The sequence below is a fragment of the Streptomyces albidus (ex Kaewkla and Franco 2022) genome (assembly GCF_013870515.1).
GTDB classification, from domain to species: domain Bacteria; phylum Actinomycetota; class Actinomycetes; order Streptomycetales; family Streptomycetaceae; genus Streptomyces; species Streptomyces albidus.
Map to the genome: position 1 here is coordinate 1 of NZ_JACBXA010000124.1, position 17,003 is coordinate 17,003.

A 17,003-nucleotide genomic window follows, 5' to 3' on the forward strand; every position below is an offset into this window, starting at 1 on the left:
CGCTGTCGGAACTTCTGGACGCACCTGCGCGGGCCTGGGCGCGGGAACTGCTTGCGCCGCTGGAGGAGAACCTGGCGCCCGCGGAGAAACGACGGCTGCTCGAGGTGTGCCAGGCGGCGATCGCGATGGGGTCGGAGGGCGCGGGCAGGCTGCTGGGGCTGCACCAGGAAACCGTCTCGGCGCGGCTGGACGAGCTGACCTCCCGGGTCGGACTGGACAGTGCCCGGCTGGGCGACCGGGCCACCCTCGACCTGGCGTTGCAACTCGCGGAACTGCCGCCGCCCGTGCCGGGAACGGTCCCGGCTCCCGGCGGGGTGCGTGAGGTCCTGAGCGGGGACGGGTCGGCAATGTGGGGCACCGGCGTGCTGGCGGGGCTCTCGACGCGGCTGCTGTCCGCGCTGGCCGCCTGGGTACACCACGAGCTGGACGACCGGGAAGCGGCACGCGAGCTCGGCATCTCCAGCGACACCCTCACGAGCTGGCTCCGGGAGGCCGGGACCCTGACCCATCTCCCGCTGACCAAGGACAGGCCCGGCGCGGTGCACGATCTTCTCTGGGCGCTGTACGTCACCGGCCGGGTCCGGTCGGCCAGCCTTGCCGGCGGCGAAGGAGGCGGGCAGCAGGCAGAGCCGTACGAGACGGTGTCCCCGGTCGACGGGGAACCGCGCACCGACCGCCCCCACCCGGCACGCGTGTACGACTACTTCCTCGGCGGGCGTACGAACTTCGCCGCCGACCGGATCGTCGCCCAGCAGTCGGTCGAAGCCACCCCGCAGGTCGCCATGATGGCCCGGGAGAACCGCGGGTTCATGCTCCGAGCGGCACGCCATCTCGCGCGACGGTCCGGCATACGGCAGTTCCTCGACATCGGCGCCGGGATCCCGACCGAACCCAACCTGCACCAGGTCGCCCAGTCCGAGGACCGGTCCGCGCGGATCGTCTACGTCGACAACGACCCCGTCGTGCACGCGCACGCCCAGGCCCTGCTCACCAGCAGCCCCCAGGGACGCGCCGTCTTCCTCCGGGCGGACGCGAACGATCCGGCCGGGATCTTCGAGTCCTCCGAGGTCCGGGACACCCTCGACCTCGAACGGCCGGTCGCGCTCTCGCTCATCGCCCTGCTGCCCTTCGTGACGGACGACCAGGCCGCACACGAGATGCTGCGCCGGCTGACGGCGCGGTTGGCACCCGGCAGCCATCTGATGTTCTCCCACCTCACCCCCGACCAGGACCCCGAGGGCATTCACACTGTGAGCGAGCTCTACGAGAAGCAGACCGATGTGCCGCTGCGGACCCGTACGTACGGAGAGATCGCCGCGCTCCTGCAAGGGCTCGACCTCCTCGACCCCGGCCTCGTGCTCGTGCACCGGTGGGGATCGGACCGTTCCGAGCAGGACCTGGCGCACGACGATCCGCGAATCGGGTCGTACGGCGCGGTGGCGCGCATCCACTAGTCGTCGGGCCGGCGCCCGACCGATGGGGCGTCAGTGGGGGTCGTGGCGGGTGCGAGAATGAAGGTCTGTCCACGGCACCGTGGACGCGTCGTCGACCGTGCGGCAGGAGATCATGCCGTTGAATCCGGGTCCGTCGGAACCGAAGCGTCCCGCTCCCTCCTCGGAGGTGAGCCGCGCGGACCTCCGCGGCGACTGCGCCGACTGCTTCGGCCTGTGCTGTGTGGCGCTCCCCTTCTCCGCCTCGGCCGACTTCGCCGTCGACAAGGACGCGGGGCAGCCCTGTACGAACCTCCAGCGGGACTTCCGCTGCGGCATCCACACGCAGCTTCGTGAACGCGGCTTCTCCGGCTGCACCGTCTTCGACTGCTTCGGGGCCGGACAGAAGGTCTCTCAGGTCACGTTCGGCGGCCATGACTGGCGCGAGGAACCGGGCACGGCACGGCAGATGTTCGACGTCTTCCCCGTGATGCGCCAACTCCACGAGCTGCTCCGGTATCTGACCGAAGCCGTGGAACTGCCCGCGGACCGAGCGTTGAACACCGAGCTGGCCCGTGCTCTGGAGACCACCGACAAGTTCACGCGGGGCAGCGCGGACGAAGTACTTCGGCTCGACGTCGCCGCGCACCGGGACGAGGTCAACGTCCTGCTGCTGCGCGTGAGCGAGAGGGTGCGAGGGTCCAGGGTGCCGGGCCGTAAGAAGAACCACCGGGGAGCGGACCTTCTCGGCGCCCGGCTCGCAGGCGCGGGTCTGCGGGGGGCGTCGTTGCGCGGAGCCTGTCTGATCGCCGCCGACCTGAAGAACTCGGACCTGCGCGACACCGACCTGATCGGGGCCGACCTCCGGGACGCCGACCTGAGTGGCGCGGACCTCACGGGGAGTCTCTTCCTCACCCAGCAGCAGCTCGACGCGGCGAAGGGCAGCGCTGCGACCCGGATCCCCGAAGGTCTCGACCGGCCCGCGCGATGGGCCGCCGGTCAATAGGACTGACGCTCAGCCCGCGACCCGTCGGAACGCTCGTTGCCAGGGCGGGCTCAGCCGCAGCAGCCGCCCCCGCAGCAGCCTCCGCCGCCCCCCGACTGCGGTGCGCTCATGGCGGGAGCGGACGCACCGCCGCCCACGGCGACCGTCGACAGCAGCTTCACCGTGTCCCCGTGCCCGTCCGGGCAGGTGGCGGGCGCACCGGATTCCGCCATGGGACGGGAGAGTTCGAACTGCGTGTCGCACTTGCGGCACCGGTACTCGTATCGAGGCATGACGGAATGCTATCCGCCCTCCGGGCGTGCTGGAGGGCCACTCCCGGGAGACCGTGAGGACACCGTCGTCACTGCTCGACGGACCGGCTCAATGACCCGCTGCCCTCTGCTCCCGGATCTGGTCGACCACCTGGTGGACCGACTCCTTCACGGCGTCCAGCTCGGTCAGCAGATGCCAGTAGTCCGGGTGGCGGCCTTCCAGCGACTCCACCGCGCGGTCGACGCGCTCCACCGCATCGTCCAGCGGCCCGGCGTGCCTCGGGTCGGGTGTGCTGCGGCCGGCCATCGCCAGGCGCTGGGCGTCACGGATCGCGAAGCGCGTCCGCTCGACCTCCTTCGTCTTGTCGAAGGAGACCTCGTTCAGCCGCTGAAGACGGTCAGCGGCGGCCTTGATCGCCTCGTCGGCGCCGTTCAGCAGGGCCCGTACCGTCGACAGCTGCGACGTGGCGTCCGCCCAGCGCTGCTCGCCGCGCGCCTTGCGGCCCTCCGCCAGCTTCTCCTCGGCCTGCCGCACCGCGCGGGTCGCCTGGTCGGGCACCTGCTGCAGGTCCTGCCAGCACGCGGCGCTGAAGCGGCGGCGCAACTCGCTGAGCACGGGATCGACCTGCCCCGCCCGCGTCTGAAGGGCCTGGGTGCGCGTACGGAGGGAGGAGAGCCGCTTGTCGATCTCGGCCGCCGTCTCGGGCAGCCGCTCGGCCTCGCCGCGGATGGCCTCGGCCTCCCGCACCACGCGGTCCGCCCGCTGGAGGGTGTCCTGGACGCCGTGCCGTCCGGCGCCCTCGTTCAGCCTGGTCAGATCGGGGGAGAGCGCTGCGAGGCGGCCGGCCAGGTCGTCGGCCTCGAAGCCGGAGGCGCGGGTGGCGTCCAGTGCGTTCGAGGCGGCGAGCAGCCCTTGCTTGGCCCGCTCCACGGCGGGAGCCAGCCGCGCCAGCTGGGTCTCCGCCTGGGACAGCAGCGGACCGAGACCCTGCCCGAACCGCTCCAGATCCGCCCTGACGCGCTCGAGGTCCTGCGTGGTCTTCTTCAGCTCCGCCTGCGCTCGGGCGGCGGTGCCGGAGTCGAGGTCGTCCCGGTCCAGGTCGTGGGAGTCGACGGCGGTGATGTACTCGTGGCTCACCTGGTCGATGCGCGTGCCGAAGTCCGCGAAGTCGGAGACGGCCTTCTGCGCGGCACGTGAGTCGTCGACGGCGCTGAGGGTCTCGATGGAGATGCGCAGATCACGCTGTGCGGTGTCCAGCTCGTAGAAGGCGGCTGCTGCGGCGTCCTTGGCTGCCTGCGCGTCGGCTCGCTGATGCTCCGCACGGCCGCTGCCCCAGCCCCAGCGGCGGGTGCCGCCGCCGTTCATAGCCGCCACCAAACCTCTCCCCGTATCCCCATGTGCACATCAGTGGATCGCAGGTCATTGTCCCACCCTGTGCCAACGAACACACGAGCCCGTTCGTTCACGAACTGTGCAAATGAGGCGTCAAGCCATGCCGCGGGCGGGCCTCGGATCGGTTTGTGCCCGACGCCGCGAGACAGGGTAGTCTGTGGCCTCGATTCGTTTCCCGGGCGCATAGCTCAGCGGTAGAGCGCTTGCCTTACAAGCAAGATGTCACTGGTTCGATCCCAGTTGTGCCCACCACCGCAGCAACCCCCTCTGATCAGCAGCCGAAGGGCCGTCCACGCAGCAGCGTTGGGCGGCCCTTCGTGCGTTTGTCGCAGGCGGGGGAGCCGAACAGGGAGCCAGAGCCGCGCACGACCAGGCCACCGCGGTCTCTCTTCGGCCTCCTCGTCGTCGGCGACGACGGCGTCCAGGACCCCTGCCCATCGGTGATCACCGGGCGAAGCTGTGCCGCAGCTCCCGAGCCCGGGGCGTCACCTGCGCGGATGTGCCCACTCCGTGCTGCGTGCGGGAATGAGGTGCTTGCGTGCGGGAACGCGGTGCGTGCACGGCAGATCGCCGGGCACGGTGGCGCCGGTTGCGCCGTCGATGAGCGCACGCGCCTAAGGAGAAACGGTCTATGCCACAGGGCGAACCGGCCATCAGGAACCCGGAGAAGGGCTATGTAGCGCTTCTGGGCTGGAGTCTCAATGCGGTGGAAGCCCTCGACCGGTTCGACCGGCGATACGTCGTCGTGGCGCCGGAGTGGGCCGAGCAGTACTGCGTCGACCACGACATCCCCTACGTGCCGTGGAATTTCGAACGGCTCAACGACCGCTCCATGGAGATCGCCGAGACCCTTCAGAAGATGGGTGTCGACGTCGCGATCCCGATGTTCGAGGAAACGGTCGAATGGGCAGGGGCGATCAACTCCGTTCTGCTGGACAACCCGCGTCTGTACGGCCAAGCCATGCTGCTGCGGGACAAGGCGCTGATGAAGCGCCGCGCGCAGCTCGGCGGCATCCGGGTCGGAATATTCGAGGAGGCCCACGACCGGGACGACGTGATCCGCTTCCTCAAGCGCGTCAACCAGACCCTGCTCAAGCTGGACGGTGACCCGAACGACCCGATCCATCTCAAGGCGTTCGACAAGGCAGGATGCCTCGGGCACCGCGTCATCCGCACCCCGGACGAGGTCGACATGATTCCGGACGAGGAGTTCCCGGTTCTCATGGAATCCCACCTCGACGGCTGGGAGTTCGCGGTCGAGGCGTGGGTGCACAACGGGAAGATCAAGTTCCTCAACATATCCGAATACGTCACGCTGGGATATTCGGTGTTCGCGCCGGCGACCCCGGAACTGGAGCGGTACCGCCCGCAGATCACGGCGCAGATCGAGAAACTCATCAAGACGTTCGACATCGAGTTCGGCTTCGTGCACCCGGAGTACTTCGTCACCAGTGACGGCGAGATGTACTTCGGTGAGGTCGCCTACCGGCCGCCGGGCTTCAAGGTGTTCGAACTGCTGGAGCGGGCGTACGGGTTCAATGCCTACCATGGCCTGGTGCTGGCCTTCGACCCGAAGACGACCGAGGAGGAGATCGACGCCTTCTTCCCGCGCGAGGTCGTCGACGCGTCCGGGGTCGCCGGCTGCTTCGGTGTCTACCCGCGCCGCCGCGTCGTCAGCGACCTGGAGATCCCGGAGGAGACCGAGGACGACGACTACTACGAGTCGCACGACCTCTCGACGCCGCTCGAGGAGACAGTCACCAAGAGGACCGCGTTCGGCACCCACTGGGGCCTGGTGTACTTCTTCGGTGAAGACCCCTACCGGATGCGCGACCTGTTGAAGAAGCAGGAAGAGCTCGACTTCTACGTCTGACGACCTCGTGGACGCAGAAGACCAACCCGAGGGAAACCCTTTGAAACCGACCGCCGACGTCAGTGGTGAGGCCACGACGCTGGACAAGCGCGTGACCTCACTCGACGAAGCCATCCAGGCCATGGCCGAAACCCGCGACTTCGGCAAGCACACGAAGTTGCGGCGGGTCCTGGAAGCACTGCGGCGAGTGCTCATGCAGCCGGGCGGCGCCGCGGCTGTCCAGGCCAGGGCGCAGGCCCTTGAGGAAGCCGGGCTTTTCCAGGACACGGACTGGGCGTCACCGGAGATCCTTGTCCCGTCGCTGGTCGGCCCGGGCCTTCACAGCGGCGACGCGGACACCGTCGTCATGGAGGCGACCAGCGAGCTGCGGATGCTCGCCGTCGCCCGCGGCGACTTCGCGCACCCGACGTTGCCCGCCGAGGACGCCCGCCAGTTCCTGTCCCATGTGCTGGCAACGAACCTGGAGCTGTTGTTCACCCCGCCCAGCGAGGCGGAGCGAACCCAGCAGGGCCGGACCGCACAGCTCATCCGGGACCTGTTCCGCCACCTCGCCGACGAGATCGGATACGAAAGCGTCCTGGACAACCTGGTCGACGAGATCTGGCGGATCCTGCGCCAGCGTCCGATCCAGGTCGAGGCGGTGCAGTCCCTGATCACCCGGATCGCGATCTACCGCGACGACCCGGACGTCGCTCTCGGCGTGTCTTCAGGGCAGGGCTTCGACCGGCTCATCACGAGCCTGTTCGGGACCACCGAGGCGTGCCGGGAGGACCCGGGCATCGACGTCTTCCGCTCCCGGCTCGAGGCGATGGACGCAGGCGGCCTGCAGTACGAGGCGGCGGGGTTCGCGCGGGCGATGCACGACACCGGCCTGGTGTCGCCGTACCACGCGGAACTGCTCCGGTTCCTCCTGCGCGAGAGCGACTACCTCGTCGGTGAGGCGCTCGGGCTGTCCGACACCGGCCGGAACTGCCTGCTGCGCTACAGCCAACTCGTGCACCGGCTGATCGAGGTGGCCGTGCACCCGCAGACCGCGCAAAGCGTCTACGGGCTGGCGCTGCTGCTCGACCGCGGCATCCTTTACGAGCCGCCGCTGGTGCCCGCGCTGTGGCGCCAGTTGGCGCTTGAGCTCTCCCCGGTCGCGCGGGAGCGGTTGACGACGGTTTTCGGTGAGGTGCCGGGGCCGGAGGCACGGCTGGTCGCGGGGGTGCTCTCGATGCTGGGCCAGCCGCTCGGCGTCGGTCAGGGCGACAACCCCACCTGCCAGTCGGCCCGCGCGCTGTCGATGTGGTCCTTCAACGACCCGGACTACCTGCTGCAGATGGTCGTCTGGGCGGCCCGTGACGACGAGATCATCATGCACTTCGAGGGTCAGCCGATCTCGTCGAAGGACAGCGCGTCCGGAGTCGCGAGCACGCTGCCGATGGACCTGGACCCCGTATCGCTGCTGGTGGTACCTCACTTGGACCGGATCTACGCCGAGATGGGGCGGTGCTGCGCCACGCGGCCAGGGGACCCGCACCGGTGGGTCAACCCCGAGTTCCACGGCTGGTGGGCGGCCCGGGGGTTCCACATCAACGTCGACGTCGCGACCGGAAACCTGGTCGACCTCGACGAGTTCCTGCGGCAGTTCCACGCCAGCTACCATCCGTCCTACAACGGCGAGCAGCCGCTGATCCATCCGCAGCCGGCCGGTGTCGCCGTCACCGACAGCGCGGCCCGCTACGTCGGCTGGCACGCGATCACGATCCTGCGGGCCGCGCCGGACCCGCAGGACGTCATGCGGGTGTACTTCTTCAACCCGAACAACGACAGCGGCCAGGACTGGGGCGACGGCGTCGTCGTCTCCACCGCGGGCAACGGCGAGCGGTTCGGCGAGGCCTCACTGCCGTTCGACCAGTTCGCCTCGCGGCTCTACATCTTCCACGCCGATCCGCTCGAGCGCGGCGAACCGGAGCGGGTGCCCGCCGAAGACGTCGCGCGGATCATCGGCTACATCGAGCGCAGCTGGGGCAACGACCGGCTGCCCGCGGGGACGTTGCAGGCCCTCGAAAGGCCCACGAGCCTGTGAGCCTGCTGCGCAATCATGTGTCGTGGCGCGCAGAAGCTACGGCCGCCCTCCAGCGCGCTGCACCTACCGTAGGCGCCGACGGTAGGGCTGGGGTCGGCCTGGGGCCACGCCCTCCAGCGTGATCAGCCAGCCTGCCGGGCCGACTCCCGCGCCGGCGGGCGCTTTCGGACTGATGAGCCTGGTTTCAGAGCTGTCGACGGCGTGCAGCCACAGATGCCCCGGCACGGGAGCGAAAGAGCGTGATCCTGGCGGGTCTTCGCGCCAGAGCAGTGCCACCGTGTGGATCGCTCCGACGCGTGCGGTGACCGTCTCGGGCTCGCCCTCGGTCACGCCGTGCCGGGACATCTCCACCATGCCGTACATCCGTGCCCCCTTCGGCGGGGAGACAGGTTCCCGCTCGACGGCCGTGCGGCGCAGGGCGGGCAGTTCGTCCGGGTCGAGCTCGGTGAAGTGACGCCGCCAGGTGACTCGTCGGCCTTTCCCCAGGTCCATCAGCCCGAGTTCCCACGCCACTTCGTCGCCGACCCGGAACGGATTCCCGCAGCAGTCGTGCTCCCACCCCGCGTAGAACACCTCCACTTGATTCGCCACCCCGCCACCCTGCCCCAATGTGACGGTGCGGCGCGCATGGATTATTGGGGGCCGCGGCGGCGGCAGGACCCCTGGGTGAGCGTCCAACTGAGTGACCGTCACGGCTCGTTCGACGAACAAGCACGGACGCCGGTGGAGTCCTTCTGCTCGGCTCATGCCCACGCCGGTCGCGTCGCCGTCACACCGCCGACCGTCGCCGGCGGCACGTCACGGCCGTGACGGTCAACGGGACCGACAGCACGCAGGCGATGCCGAACAGCAGCGCGTACTGCCCGTGCTGCACCAGGGGTCCCGCCGCGGTCACCGCGACCGAGCTGCCGATGAACAGCGAGGCGGCGAAGAAGGCGACGGCCGTGCCCCGCGCCTCCGGCACGACCGAAGTGGCCCAGGTCTGCAACGACGAGTGCATGAACGACCAACCGCCGCCGAGGAGCAGGGCTGTGATCACAACGGTGACCAGACCGATGTGGGCGGTGACGATGCCGTAGCCCAGGCAGATCTGCGCTCCGCCCACGGTCATCAGCACCCACACCGGGGTCCGTCCGGACAGCGCCTTCACCAGACGCGAGAACCCCAGCACGCCGACGCCGAACGCTGCGGTCGCCAGACCGGCGACCGCAGCGCTCACTCCGTTCGCCTGCAGTGCCGCGGCAAGCAGCGTCATCGTGCCGAGCAGTACGGCGCCCTCGACGAACGCGAGCCCGAACACCAGCAGTGCCCAGCCGTTGCGAAGCACCGCACGGAGGGGCGCGCCCACCCCGGCAACGGGTGCGCGCGGCGGTTCCGGCAGCTTGCGCAGGGCGAAGGAGCACAGCAGCGCGCAGGCGGCGGATGTCGCGAACACCGCACGCCAGTCCAGCAGATGACCCAGCACGCCACCGAACGCCGTCGCCGTGGCGGTGCCCACGGCCATCGCGGCCATCAAGTCGGAGAGCGCCGACTGGCGTTGTCTCGCGCTCACCGTGTCGCCCACATACGTGAGGGAGGTCGGCACCACGGCGCCGAAGAAGGCCCCGGCCGCGATTCGTGCCCCTGCCAGCGCCGGCAGCCCGGGTGCCGCCGCGGAGACCACCCCGGCCGCCGCCGCGGCCAGCAGTGTCGCGCGCATGACCCGTACGCGTCCGAAACGGTCGGAGAGCAACCCCCACAACGGCTGGGAGAGTCCGTACGCCAGGAAGTAGCCGCTGGCCGTGACGACGGCCGACGTGAGCGGCACGCCCAGTCCGGAGGCGATCAGCACCAGCATGGGGCTGATCACGAACCTGTCGAAGCTGCTGACGAACGTCGCGACCGACAAGACCCGCGGGGGCCCGGTGAGCTGAAGACTCTCGGGCGGATCCTGGCGTTCCTTGCACGTGCTCATCAATGGTTCCCGGTGATCGTGGCAGCCGCCCATGATGGCGCACGCGCCCCGCACCTGCACAGGGGGTCGTGTCGAGTACGTACGGGGTGCGGCGGCCGCCTGCCGTCATGTCGCCCTCGTGAGCCGGGGCAGGCGACGCGAATCACACGCCGGGACGGGCGGACCGGTGCACCGGGCCCGCACCGGGGCGCCGAAGGGGACGCCGGTCCAGCGGGCCTTCCCGTGTGCTGGTTGCGCAGTTCGCGTGGTTCCCCGTCCCGCTGCTCCAGACCGGTCAGGAATCGAGAAGCGCGGTCATCGAGCCGCGCCTAGCGTGACGGCCATGGACATCACCATTCACGCGAGTTTCCTTCCGCACGACGACGCGGACGCGTCGCTGGCCTTCTATCGCGACATCCTCGGCTTCGAGGTCCGCAACGACGTCGGGTACGGCGGGATGCGCTGGATCACGGTCGGTCCCGTCGGCCAGCCCGGCACCTCCATCGTGCTGCACCCGCCGACAGCCGACCCGGGCATCACCGACGACGAGCGCCGCACCATCACCGAGATGATGGCCAAGGGCACCTACGCCATCATCACCCTGGCCACCGCCGACCTCGACGGCACCTTCGAGCAGCTGCAGGCGAGCACCGCCGAAATCGTCCAGGAGCCGACAGAGCAGCCGTACGGGATCCGCGACTGTGCCGTGCGCGATCCCGCGGGCAACATGATCCGCATCAACGAGGTCCGCTGACGTCCGGCGATCGAGCCCCGGACCAGTAGATTCGGCACCCGTAGATACGGCGCCCGCGAGGGAGTCCGTGCACGACACCGGTGGCGGCCGCGCAGCGTGGCCGCCACCCGAGGGCTCAGTGGCTGCGTGACACCGGGTGCCTGCTCGCCCGTGACGGCGGCGTCCGGGTTGCCGGTGCCCCGGCGGACGGAGCGCCGGCCCGGGTGCCGCCGTCCTCGTCGATCAGGGGGCAGCGGACCGTTGCCGCAACGGCACCTGAGGAAGTAGAACCAGACGTACCGCTCGAAGCCGGTCAGATCGAGCCGGGCGCCGCCGAACACGGAGACCGCGAAGGCGGCCCGCTTCACAGATGGAGACACCAGCATGGCTACGAGGACGGACACGCAGCCGCCCGCGCTGCACGTTGCCGACATCCACGATCTGATCCGCGTGCACGGGGCGCGTGAGAACAACCTCAAGGACGTCAGCATCGAGATCCCGAAGCGCCGGCTGACGGTCTTCACCGGCGTCTCCGGCTCGGGCAAGAGCTCGCTGGTGTTCAACACGATCGCCGCGGAGTCCCAGCGGATGATCAACGAGACGTACAGCAGCTTCGTGCAGGGCTTCATGCCGACTCAGGCGCGGCCCGAGGTCGACGTACTCGAAGGGCTGACGACCGCGATCATCGTCGACCAGCAGCGGATGGGTGCCGACGTCCGCTCCACGGTCGGCACCGCCACCGATGCCAACGCGATGTTGCGCATCCTCTTCAGCCGGCTCGGGAAGCCGCACGTCGGCTCGCCCAACGCGTTCTCCTTCAACGTCGCCTCGGTCAAGGCGAGCGGTGCGATCACGGTCGACCGCGGCGCCGACAAGTCCAAGGCCGAGAAGGTGACGTTCAGCCGCACCGGCGGCATGTGCACGCGGTGCGAAGGCCGGGGCTCCGTCTCCGACATCGACCTCACCCAGCTCTACGACGACTCCAAGTCCATCGCCGAGGGCGCGTTCACCATTCCCGGCTGGAAGTCGGACAGCTGGTGGACGGTGCGGATCTACGCCGAGTCGGGCTTCCTCGACCCGGAGAAGCCCATCCGCAAGTTCACCAAGAAGGAGATGCACGACTTCCTCTACCGGGAGCCGACCAAGGTGAAGGTCGAGGGAGTGAACCTCACCTACGAGGGCCTGATCCCCAAGATCCAGAAGTCCTTCCTGTCCAAGGACAAGGAGGCGCTGCAGCCGCACATCCGGGCTTTCGTGGACCGGGCGGTCACCTTCACCTCCTGCCCCGAGTGCGGCGGCACCCGGCTCAGCGAAGCGGCCAGGTCGTCGAAGATCAAGAAGATCAACATCGCCGATGCCTGCCGGATGCAGATCAGCGACCTGGCCGGGTGGGTGCGGGACCTCGACGAGCCGTCGGTGGCGCCGCTGCTCACCGCGCTGCAGCAGACCCTCGAGTCGTTCGTGGAGATCGGCCTCGGCTACCTCTCCCTCGACCGTCCGTCCGGCACGCTCTCGGGCGGCGAGGCACAGCGCGTCAAGATGATCCGCCACCTCGGCTCCTCGCTCACCGACGTCACCTACGTCTTCGACGAGCCCACCATCGGCCTGCACCCGCACGACATCCAGCGGATGAACGGCCTGCTGCTGCGGCTGCGGGACAAGGGCAACACGGTGCTCGTCGTCGAGCACAAGCCGGAGACGATCGCGATCGCCGACCACGTCGTCGACCTCGGCCCCGGCGCCGGTACGGAGGGCGGCACCGTCTGCTTCGAGGGCACCGTCGAGGGGCTGCGGGCGGGCGGCACCGTCACCGGCCGCCATTTCGACGACCGGGCAACCCTCAAGGAGACCGTGCGGAAGCCCGCCGGCGCGATGGAGATCCGCGGCGCGACGACGCACAACCTGCGCGACGTCGACGTCGACATCCCTCTCGGTGTGCTCGCCGTCATCACCGGCGTCGCCGGCTCCGGCAAGAGCTCGCTCGTGCACGGCTCGCTGGTCAAGGGCTCAGCGGCGGCGGACGCAGGTGTGGTGTCGATCGACCAGAGCGCGATCCGCGGCTCGCGGCGGAGCAACCCGGCGACCTACACCGGGCTGCTCGACCCGATCCGCAAGGCGTTCGCGAAGGCCAACGGCGTCAAGCCTGGGCTCTTCAGCGCCAACTCCGACGGGGCCTGCCCCACCTGCAACGGTGCCGGCGTCATCTACACCGACCTGGCGATGATGGCCGGCGTGGCCACCACCTGCGAGGAGTGCGAGGGGAAGCGGTTCCAGGCCTCGGTGCTGGACCACCACTTCGGCGGCCGCGACATCAGCGAGGTGCTCGCGATGTCGGTGGCCGAGGCCGAGGAGTTCTTCGGCGCCGGTGAGGCGCGCACCCCGGCGGCGCACCGCATCCTCGACCGGCTCGCCGACGTCGGGCTCGGCTACCTCAGGCTCGGTCAGCCGCTCACCACGCTGTCCGGCGGCGAGCGGCAGCGGCTCAAGCTGGCCACCCACATGTCGGAGAAGGGCGGCGTCTACGTACTCGACGAGCCCACCACGGGTCTCCACCTCGCCGACGTCGAGCAGCTGCTCGGCCTGCTCGACCGGCTCGTCGCCTCCGGCAAGTCGGTCATCGTCATCGAGCACCACCAGGCGGTCATGGCGCACGCCGACTGGATCATCGACCTCGGCCCCGGTGCCGGCCACGACGGCGGCCGGGTCGTCTTCGAGGGCACTCCGGCCGACCTCGTCGCCGCCCGCTCCACCCTCACCGGAGAGCACCTTGCGGCCTACGTCGGCGGTTGACTCAGGCAATCGCGGACGTGGTGGGACGGGATCTCGAACTCACCCGGCGCCGTTGTCAGCCGCTTGTGGCACGATCGCGAAGGTGACCAGCAGACCTTCTCCCGAGCGCCGCGAGCAGGGGAGACCTCGTGCGGCGCAGCACCTGCGCGACCTCGCGCTGCTGCGCCGCGTCCGCGACCGGATCGACCGGGAGTACGCCCGACCGCTGGACGTCGAGGCGCTCGCCCGCGGCGTGCACATGTCGGCCGGGCACCTCAGCCGCGAGTTCCGGCTCGCCTACGGCGAGTCTCCGTACGCCTATCTGATGACGCGGCGCATCGAGAGGGCGATGGCGTTGCTGCGTCGTGGCGACCTCAGCGTCACCGAGGTCTGTTTCGAGGTCGGTTGCTCGTCGCTGGGCACCTTCAGCAGCCGCTTCACCGAGCTGGTCGGCATGCCTCCCAGCACGTACCGGCAGCAGGCGGCGCGTGCGACGGCGGGGATGCCGTCGTGCGTGGCGAAGCAGGTGACCAGACCGGTCAGGAACCGGAAAGCGCGGTCCTCGAGCCCCGCCTAGGGGTGTCCGCAAAGTAGCGTCGTCGGCCTTCGCGCCCCAGGCGGGACTTTGCGGACCTGGTGCGACGGCCGACGACGAGCCGACCTAGCTGCCGTACGGGGCTCGTGAGGGTGCCGTCGACTGCGCTGTCCGCGATCTCCGTGGGCAGCCTGCTCCTCATGCGGGAACGGTGCCGGCAGCCCGGCGTTCGTCTCGGCGGAACGCCGGCCAGGGTCACCTGGCTGTCGGCGCGGTGGCGGGAAGGGTCAACTCCCAGGTGTCCACCGCGAAGTGGAGCGTCATGCGGTGCGCGAGGTAGAGCCGCAGGGCACCGGTCGCGTTCGTGGTGTCCACGCCGAGGCCGATGGTGTCGCGGCCCCGCGCCGCGTAGACGCCGAACGTGTGGCGCAGCAGGTGCCCGGCGATCCCCCGGCCGCGGGCGTGCTCCAGCACGCCGAGATTGCGGATCCAGCCCATGGCCGTGCGGTCGTCGCGGCTCAGCATCACGGCCACATCACCCGAGCCTTCGAGCGAGGCGATCCACACGAGCGACCAGTCCATGCCGGTGCCGAGGTCGTCGAGCCACTGGCCGTAGCTGCGTGGGTGGTGGTCGAAGTGTTCGGCGAAGGTCTCCTCGACCAGTTCGTGTGCGCGCCGGCGGTCCGCTTCACGGGTGCAGTCGCGGAGGGTGAGCCCGGCCGGCGGGACGGGAAGGGGGTCGGCGGTCGGCGACAGCGGGCGGGTCAGGACGTTGTAGCGGCGCACGGTCTGCCAGCGGCGGCGCTTCAGGCGCGCGGTGTCCATGGTGGGCCGGCTGTTGAGGGCGAGATGGACCACGGCGACGCCGGCGCCGTTCTCCGCGGCGCGTTCGGCCGCCCGCGCCTCCATCAGCTCGATCAGCTGCTCGCCGTCGTCCTGGTGGCCGGGCAGCACGTAGTGGTCGATGTCGATGCGTTCGGCGCCGGAGTCGTCCCACAGCAGGCCGTACGCGATCAACTCGCCGCCACGGAAGGCCAGCCACGAGTTGCGGTCCAGGTCCGCCTCGGGGTGGAGCAGGTCGGTCTCGATCATCCCGAGGTCCGTCTCGGGCCTGCCCAGCTCGGCGACGTCGACCGAGTTGAGCAGGGCGCATATGGAGGGCGCGTCCCCGGGGACGGCAGGGCGAACGGTGAAGGACATGTGGTCACTTTCCGGACCGGGCAGCGCCCGCGCAAATGCTTTTCGCCACGGCCACTCGCAGAGCATCGCCCACCGGGGCGGTGACAGCTTCGCGTGCTGTTCAACAAGTGGGCGCCGGGAAGCGCGGGTTGAATGCCGAGGCGACAGGGGCCGTGCCGGGCTGTCGAAGTCCCCGCGTACGAGCTGATCCCGTGATCGCTGATGATCGTCCGCCCCACTGACGATCGCCTCGGTGACCCGTACTGTCTGGGTGAAGGCGGCGCCCGCGCCGGGTGCCTCGTCGCCGAGCGAGTTACGGAGTGCTTGATGGTGCAGCTCGTGCTGTGGGACATGGACCACACGCTGGTCGCGACGCGCGGCATCAGCGGCGAGTTGTTCGGCAGAGCCTTCCGGGAGGTGACGGGGGTCGAGATGAAGCAGTACGCCGGGACGGACGGCATGACCGACGCCGTCGCCTTCCGCGAGACGGCGAAGGCGCACGAACTCTCCGTCGGACGTGGGGACTTCGACCGTTTCGCAGTCGCGCTCGCAGAGCTGCACCTGCTCCGCGGCCCGGCCATCCACGAGCGCGGTCACGCCCTGCCGGGTGCGGCCGCAGCGTTGAGCGGGGTCGCGTCCCTCCCCGGCGTGAGGCAGACGATCGTCACCGGGAACGTCCGAGGTGCCGCCGAGGTGAAGCTGCGCGTGCTGGGCCTGGAGTCGCAGATCGACTGGTCCATAGGCGCGTACGGCGAAGACGGCGACGAACCCGCGGAGTTGGTCCGCACCGCGCTGGGCAGGGCGGCCCGGTCAGGGCAGGAGCTTCCGGCCTCGGGCGCCGTGCTCATCGGTGACACGCCCTCGGACGTGAAGGCCGGGATCGCGAGCGGGGTACGGGTCGTCGCCGTCGCGTCCGGCCGCAGCGACGAGAGCGAACTGCGCGCCGCAGGAGCCGAGTCGGTGCTCCCCGGGCTCGACGACACCGAGGAGTTGCTCAAGCTGCTGGCCGAATGAGTCCGGATGATCAGGGCGATGATCCCGAGGCATCCAGGCCTGACCGGTCCGGAACCGCTCTCCCCCTGTGCGTCGTCTTTGGGAGGTCTCTGCGGCGACGCAGGGCATGACCGTTCAGGGAGGACCTCATCGTGGGGATCAGCAAGATGCACAAGGCCGGGCTCGCGGGGGCGGCCGTTGTGGGGCTGTTGTTCGTGGGGTACGGCACCGCGTACGGCACGGCATCGACCCCGTCCGCGGACAACACCGCTCCGGCGGACGGTAGATCGCAGCAGACCGACCAGAACGCCGGTGCTGCCGAGGGGGAGTTCGAGTCGAGTCTCGAGCTGAGTGACGGACGGAAGGTCCACGTGCGTCTGGTGGAGGGCACGGGCGTGCAGGAACGCCATGCCGCCGCCGGCTCGGAGAAGTGGAGCAAGTGGCACACGCTCTACAAGAGCAAGACCGACCGCTGCCAGGGAGTCGAGCTCGCCGAGACCAACGGAACGGTCTCCCTGATCGCCGACTTCGGTCACTTCTGCTACGACGGTGAGCCGCCGACCGAGTCCGTGGCCGGTGTGGGCACCGGCGATCTGACGGACTGGGACGTCGACGTAACCAAGGACTTCGACGGATGGGAGGACACCACGATCGCCGACGACGGCAGCAGGGTCCTGTTCGTCTACAACAGCGACGCGGGCCTCTACACGCTGCGTTGGGAGCAGAACGAGGGCTTCTCGGAGATCGACACCCCTGACGAGAAGTGACGGCGGTCCCGCAACCGCCGCTGCATGGCGAGGAGTTGCGGGACGCACGCACGTCTCGCGCCCGGTGCGG

Annotated in this window: 14 protein-coding genes and 1 tRNA gene; 10 read left to right on the forward strand and 5 right to left on the reverse strand. The window is 69.7% G+C overall.

Annotated features, from left to right (window positions below):
* Together H5J26_RS18415 and H5J26_RS18420 are read left to right on the forward strand one after the other, a co-directional pair.
* Positions 1–1,454, forward strand: a 1,454-nt coding sequence (locus tag H5J26_RS18415) for an SAM-dependent methyltransferase (protein ID WP_181766987.1), incomplete at its 5' end; no start/stop codon positions are given.
* Positions 1,455–1,566: 112 nt separating this feature from the next.
* Positions 1,567–2,436 carry a pentapeptide repeat-containing protein gene (locus H5J26_RS18420; RefSeq protein WP_181766988.1) on the forward strand — a complete coding sequence of 290 codons (870 nt, stop codon included), beginning with the start codon at positions 1,567–1,569 and terminating at the stop codon, positions 2,434–2,436.
* A 50-nt stretch (positions 2,437–2,486) separates the two neighbouring features.
* Here H5J26_RS18420 and H5J26_RS18425 read toward each other — a convergent pair whose 3' ends face one another.
* Together H5J26_RS18425 and H5J26_RS18430 are read right to left on the reverse strand one after the other, a co-directional pair.
* On the reverse strand, positions 2,487–2,708 hold the full coding sequence (locus H5J26_RS18425; protein ID WP_181766989.1) for an FmdB family zinc ribbon protein: 222 nt from the start codon (positions 2,706–2,708) through the stop codon (positions 2,487–2,489).
* Between the two features lie 88 nt (positions 2,709–2,796).
* The gene (locus H5J26_RS18430; protein WP_210771486.1) at positions 2,797–4,053 is read right to left on the reverse strand and encodes a hypothetical protein; all 1,257 of its coding nucleotides are present in this window, start codon (positions 4,051–4,053) and stop codon (positions 2,797–2,799) included.
* Positions 4,054–4,257: 204 nt separating this feature from the next.
* On the opposite strand from H5J26_RS18430, the gene H5J26_RS18435 reads away from it, so the two are divergent.
* The 3 genes from H5J26_RS18435 to H5J26_RS18445 all read left to right on the forward strand — a co-directional run bounded on the left by H5J26_RS18435 (position 4,258) and on the right by H5J26_RS18445 (position 8,024).
* A tRNA-Val gene (locus H5J26_RS18435) sits at positions 4,258–4,332 on the forward strand.
* A gap of 379 nt (positions 4,333–4,711) precedes the next feature.
* Positions 4,712–5,953, forward strand: coding sequence for an ATP-grasp domain-containing protein (locus H5J26_RS18440; RefSeq protein ID WP_181766991.1), 1,242 nt, complete (start codon positions 4,712–4,714; stop codon positions 5,951–5,953).
* Between the two features lie 40 nt (positions 5,954–5,993).
* Positions 5,994–8,024 (forward strand): hypothetical protein, encoded by a 2,031-nt coding sequence (locus tag H5J26_RS18445; protein WP_181766992.1) that lies wholly within the window; start codon positions 5,994–5,996, stop codon positions 8,022–8,024.
* Between the two features lie 63 nt (positions 8,025–8,087).
* Here H5J26_RS18445 and H5J26_RS18450 read toward each other — a convergent pair whose 3' ends face one another.
* Together H5J26_RS18450 and H5J26_RS18455 are read right to left on the reverse strand one after the other, a co-directional pair.
* Positions 8,088–8,615 (reverse strand): DUF6578 domain-containing protein, encoded by a 528-nt coding sequence (locus H5J26_RS18450; protein WP_181766993.1) that lies wholly within the window; start codon positions 8,613–8,615, stop codon positions 8,088–8,090.
* Positions 8,616–8,793: 178 nt separating this feature from the next.
* On the reverse strand, positions 8,794–9,978 hold the full coding sequence (locus H5J26_RS18455) for an MFS transporter (RefSeq protein WP_181766994.1): 1,185 nt from the start codon (positions 9,976–9,978) through the stop codon (positions 8,794–8,796).
* Between the two features lie 322 nt (positions 9,979–10,300).
* Between H5J26_RS18455 and H5J26_RS18460 the strand changes: the two genes are divergently transcribed.
* The 3 genes from H5J26_RS18460 to H5J26_RS18470 all read left to right on the forward strand — a co-directional run bounded on the left by H5J26_RS18460 (position 10,301) and on the right by H5J26_RS18470 (position 14,036).
* Positions 10,301–10,711 carry a VOC family protein gene (locus tag H5J26_RS18460; RefSeq protein WP_181766995.1) on the forward strand — a complete coding sequence of 137 codons (411 nt, stop codon included), beginning with the start codon at positions 10,301–10,303 and terminating at the stop codon, positions 10,709–10,711.
* A gap of 363 nt (positions 10,712–11,074) precedes the next feature.
* Complete coding sequence (locus H5J26_RS18465; RefSeq protein ID WP_181766996.1) at positions 11,075–13,480, forward strand: ATP-binding cassette domain-containing protein; 2,406 nt, start codon at positions 11,075–11,077, stop codon at positions 13,478–13,480.
* A gap of 82 nt (positions 13,481–13,562) precedes the next feature.
* The gene (locus H5J26_RS18470; RefSeq protein ID WP_181766997.1) at positions 13,563–14,036 is read left to right on the forward strand and encodes a helix-turn-helix transcriptional regulator; all 474 of its coding nucleotides are present in this window, start codon (positions 13,563–13,565) and stop codon (positions 14,034–14,036) included.
* Between the two features lie 213 nt (positions 14,037–14,249).
* Here the strand turns inward: H5J26_RS18470 and H5J26_RS18475 are convergent, their stop codons facing one another.
* Positions 14,250–15,194, reverse strand: a complete 945-nt coding sequence (locus tag H5J26_RS18475; RefSeq protein ID WP_181766998.1) for a GNAT family N-acetyltransferase — start codon at positions 15,192–15,194, stop codon at positions 14,250–14,252.
* 306 nt (positions 15,195–15,500) lie between these two features.
* Here H5J26_RS18475 and H5J26_RS18480 point away from each other — a divergent pair, with 306 nt between their 5' ends.
* The gene (locus H5J26_RS18480; protein ID WP_181766999.1) at positions 15,501–16,187 is read left to right on the forward strand and encodes an HAD family hydrolase; all 687 of its coding nucleotides are present in this window, start codon (positions 15,501–15,503) and stop codon (positions 16,185–16,187) included.
* 131 nt (positions 16,188–16,318) lie between these two features.
* On the forward strand, positions 16,319–16,933 hold the full coding sequence (locus H5J26_RS18485; RefSeq protein WP_181767000.1) for a hypothetical protein: 615 nt from the start codon (positions 16,319–16,321) through the stop codon (positions 16,931–16,933).
* Positions 16,934–17,003: the final 70 nt, after the last annotated feature.

Excerpts from the sequence above, each read along its gene's own strand:
- H5J26_RS18460 (WP_181766995.1), top strand. The coding sequence starts at position 10,301 with ATGGACATCACCATTCACGCGAGTTTCCTTCCGCACGACGACGCGGAC.
- H5J26_RS18440 (WP_181766991.1), top strand. The coding sequence starts at position 4,712 with ATGCCACAGGGCGAACCGGCCATCAGGAACCCGGAGAAGGGCTATGTA.
- H5J26_RS18480 (WP_181766999.1), top strand. The coding sequence starts at position 15,501 with ATGGTGCAGCTCGTGCTGTGGGACATGGACCACACGCTGGTCGCGACG.
- H5J26_RS18475 (WP_181766998.1), bottom strand. The coding sequence starts at position 15,194 with ATGTCCTTCACCGTTCGCCCTGCCGTCCCCGGGGACGCGCCCTCCATA.
- H5J26_RS18425 (WP_181766989.1), bottom strand. The coding sequence starts at position 2,708 with ATGCCTCGATACGAGTACCGGTGCCGCAAGTGCGACACGCAGTTCGAA.
- H5J26_RS18430 (WP_210771486.1), bottom strand. The coding sequence starts at position 4,053 with ATGAACGGCGGCGGCACCCGCCGCTGGGGCTGGGGCAGCGGCCGTGCG.
- H5J26_RS18455 (WP_181766994.1), bottom strand. The coding sequence starts at position 9,978 with ATGAGCACGTGCAAGGAACGCCAGGATCCGCCCGAGAGTCTTCAGCTC.
- H5J26_RS18420 (WP_181766988.1), top strand. The coding sequence starts at position 1,567 with ATGCCGTTGAATCCGGGTCCGTCGGAACCGAAGCGTCCCGCTCCCTCC.
- H5J26_RS18465 (WP_181766996.1), top strand. The coding sequence starts at position 11,075 with ATGGCTACGAGGACGGACACGCAGCCGCCCGCGCTGCACGTTGCCGAC.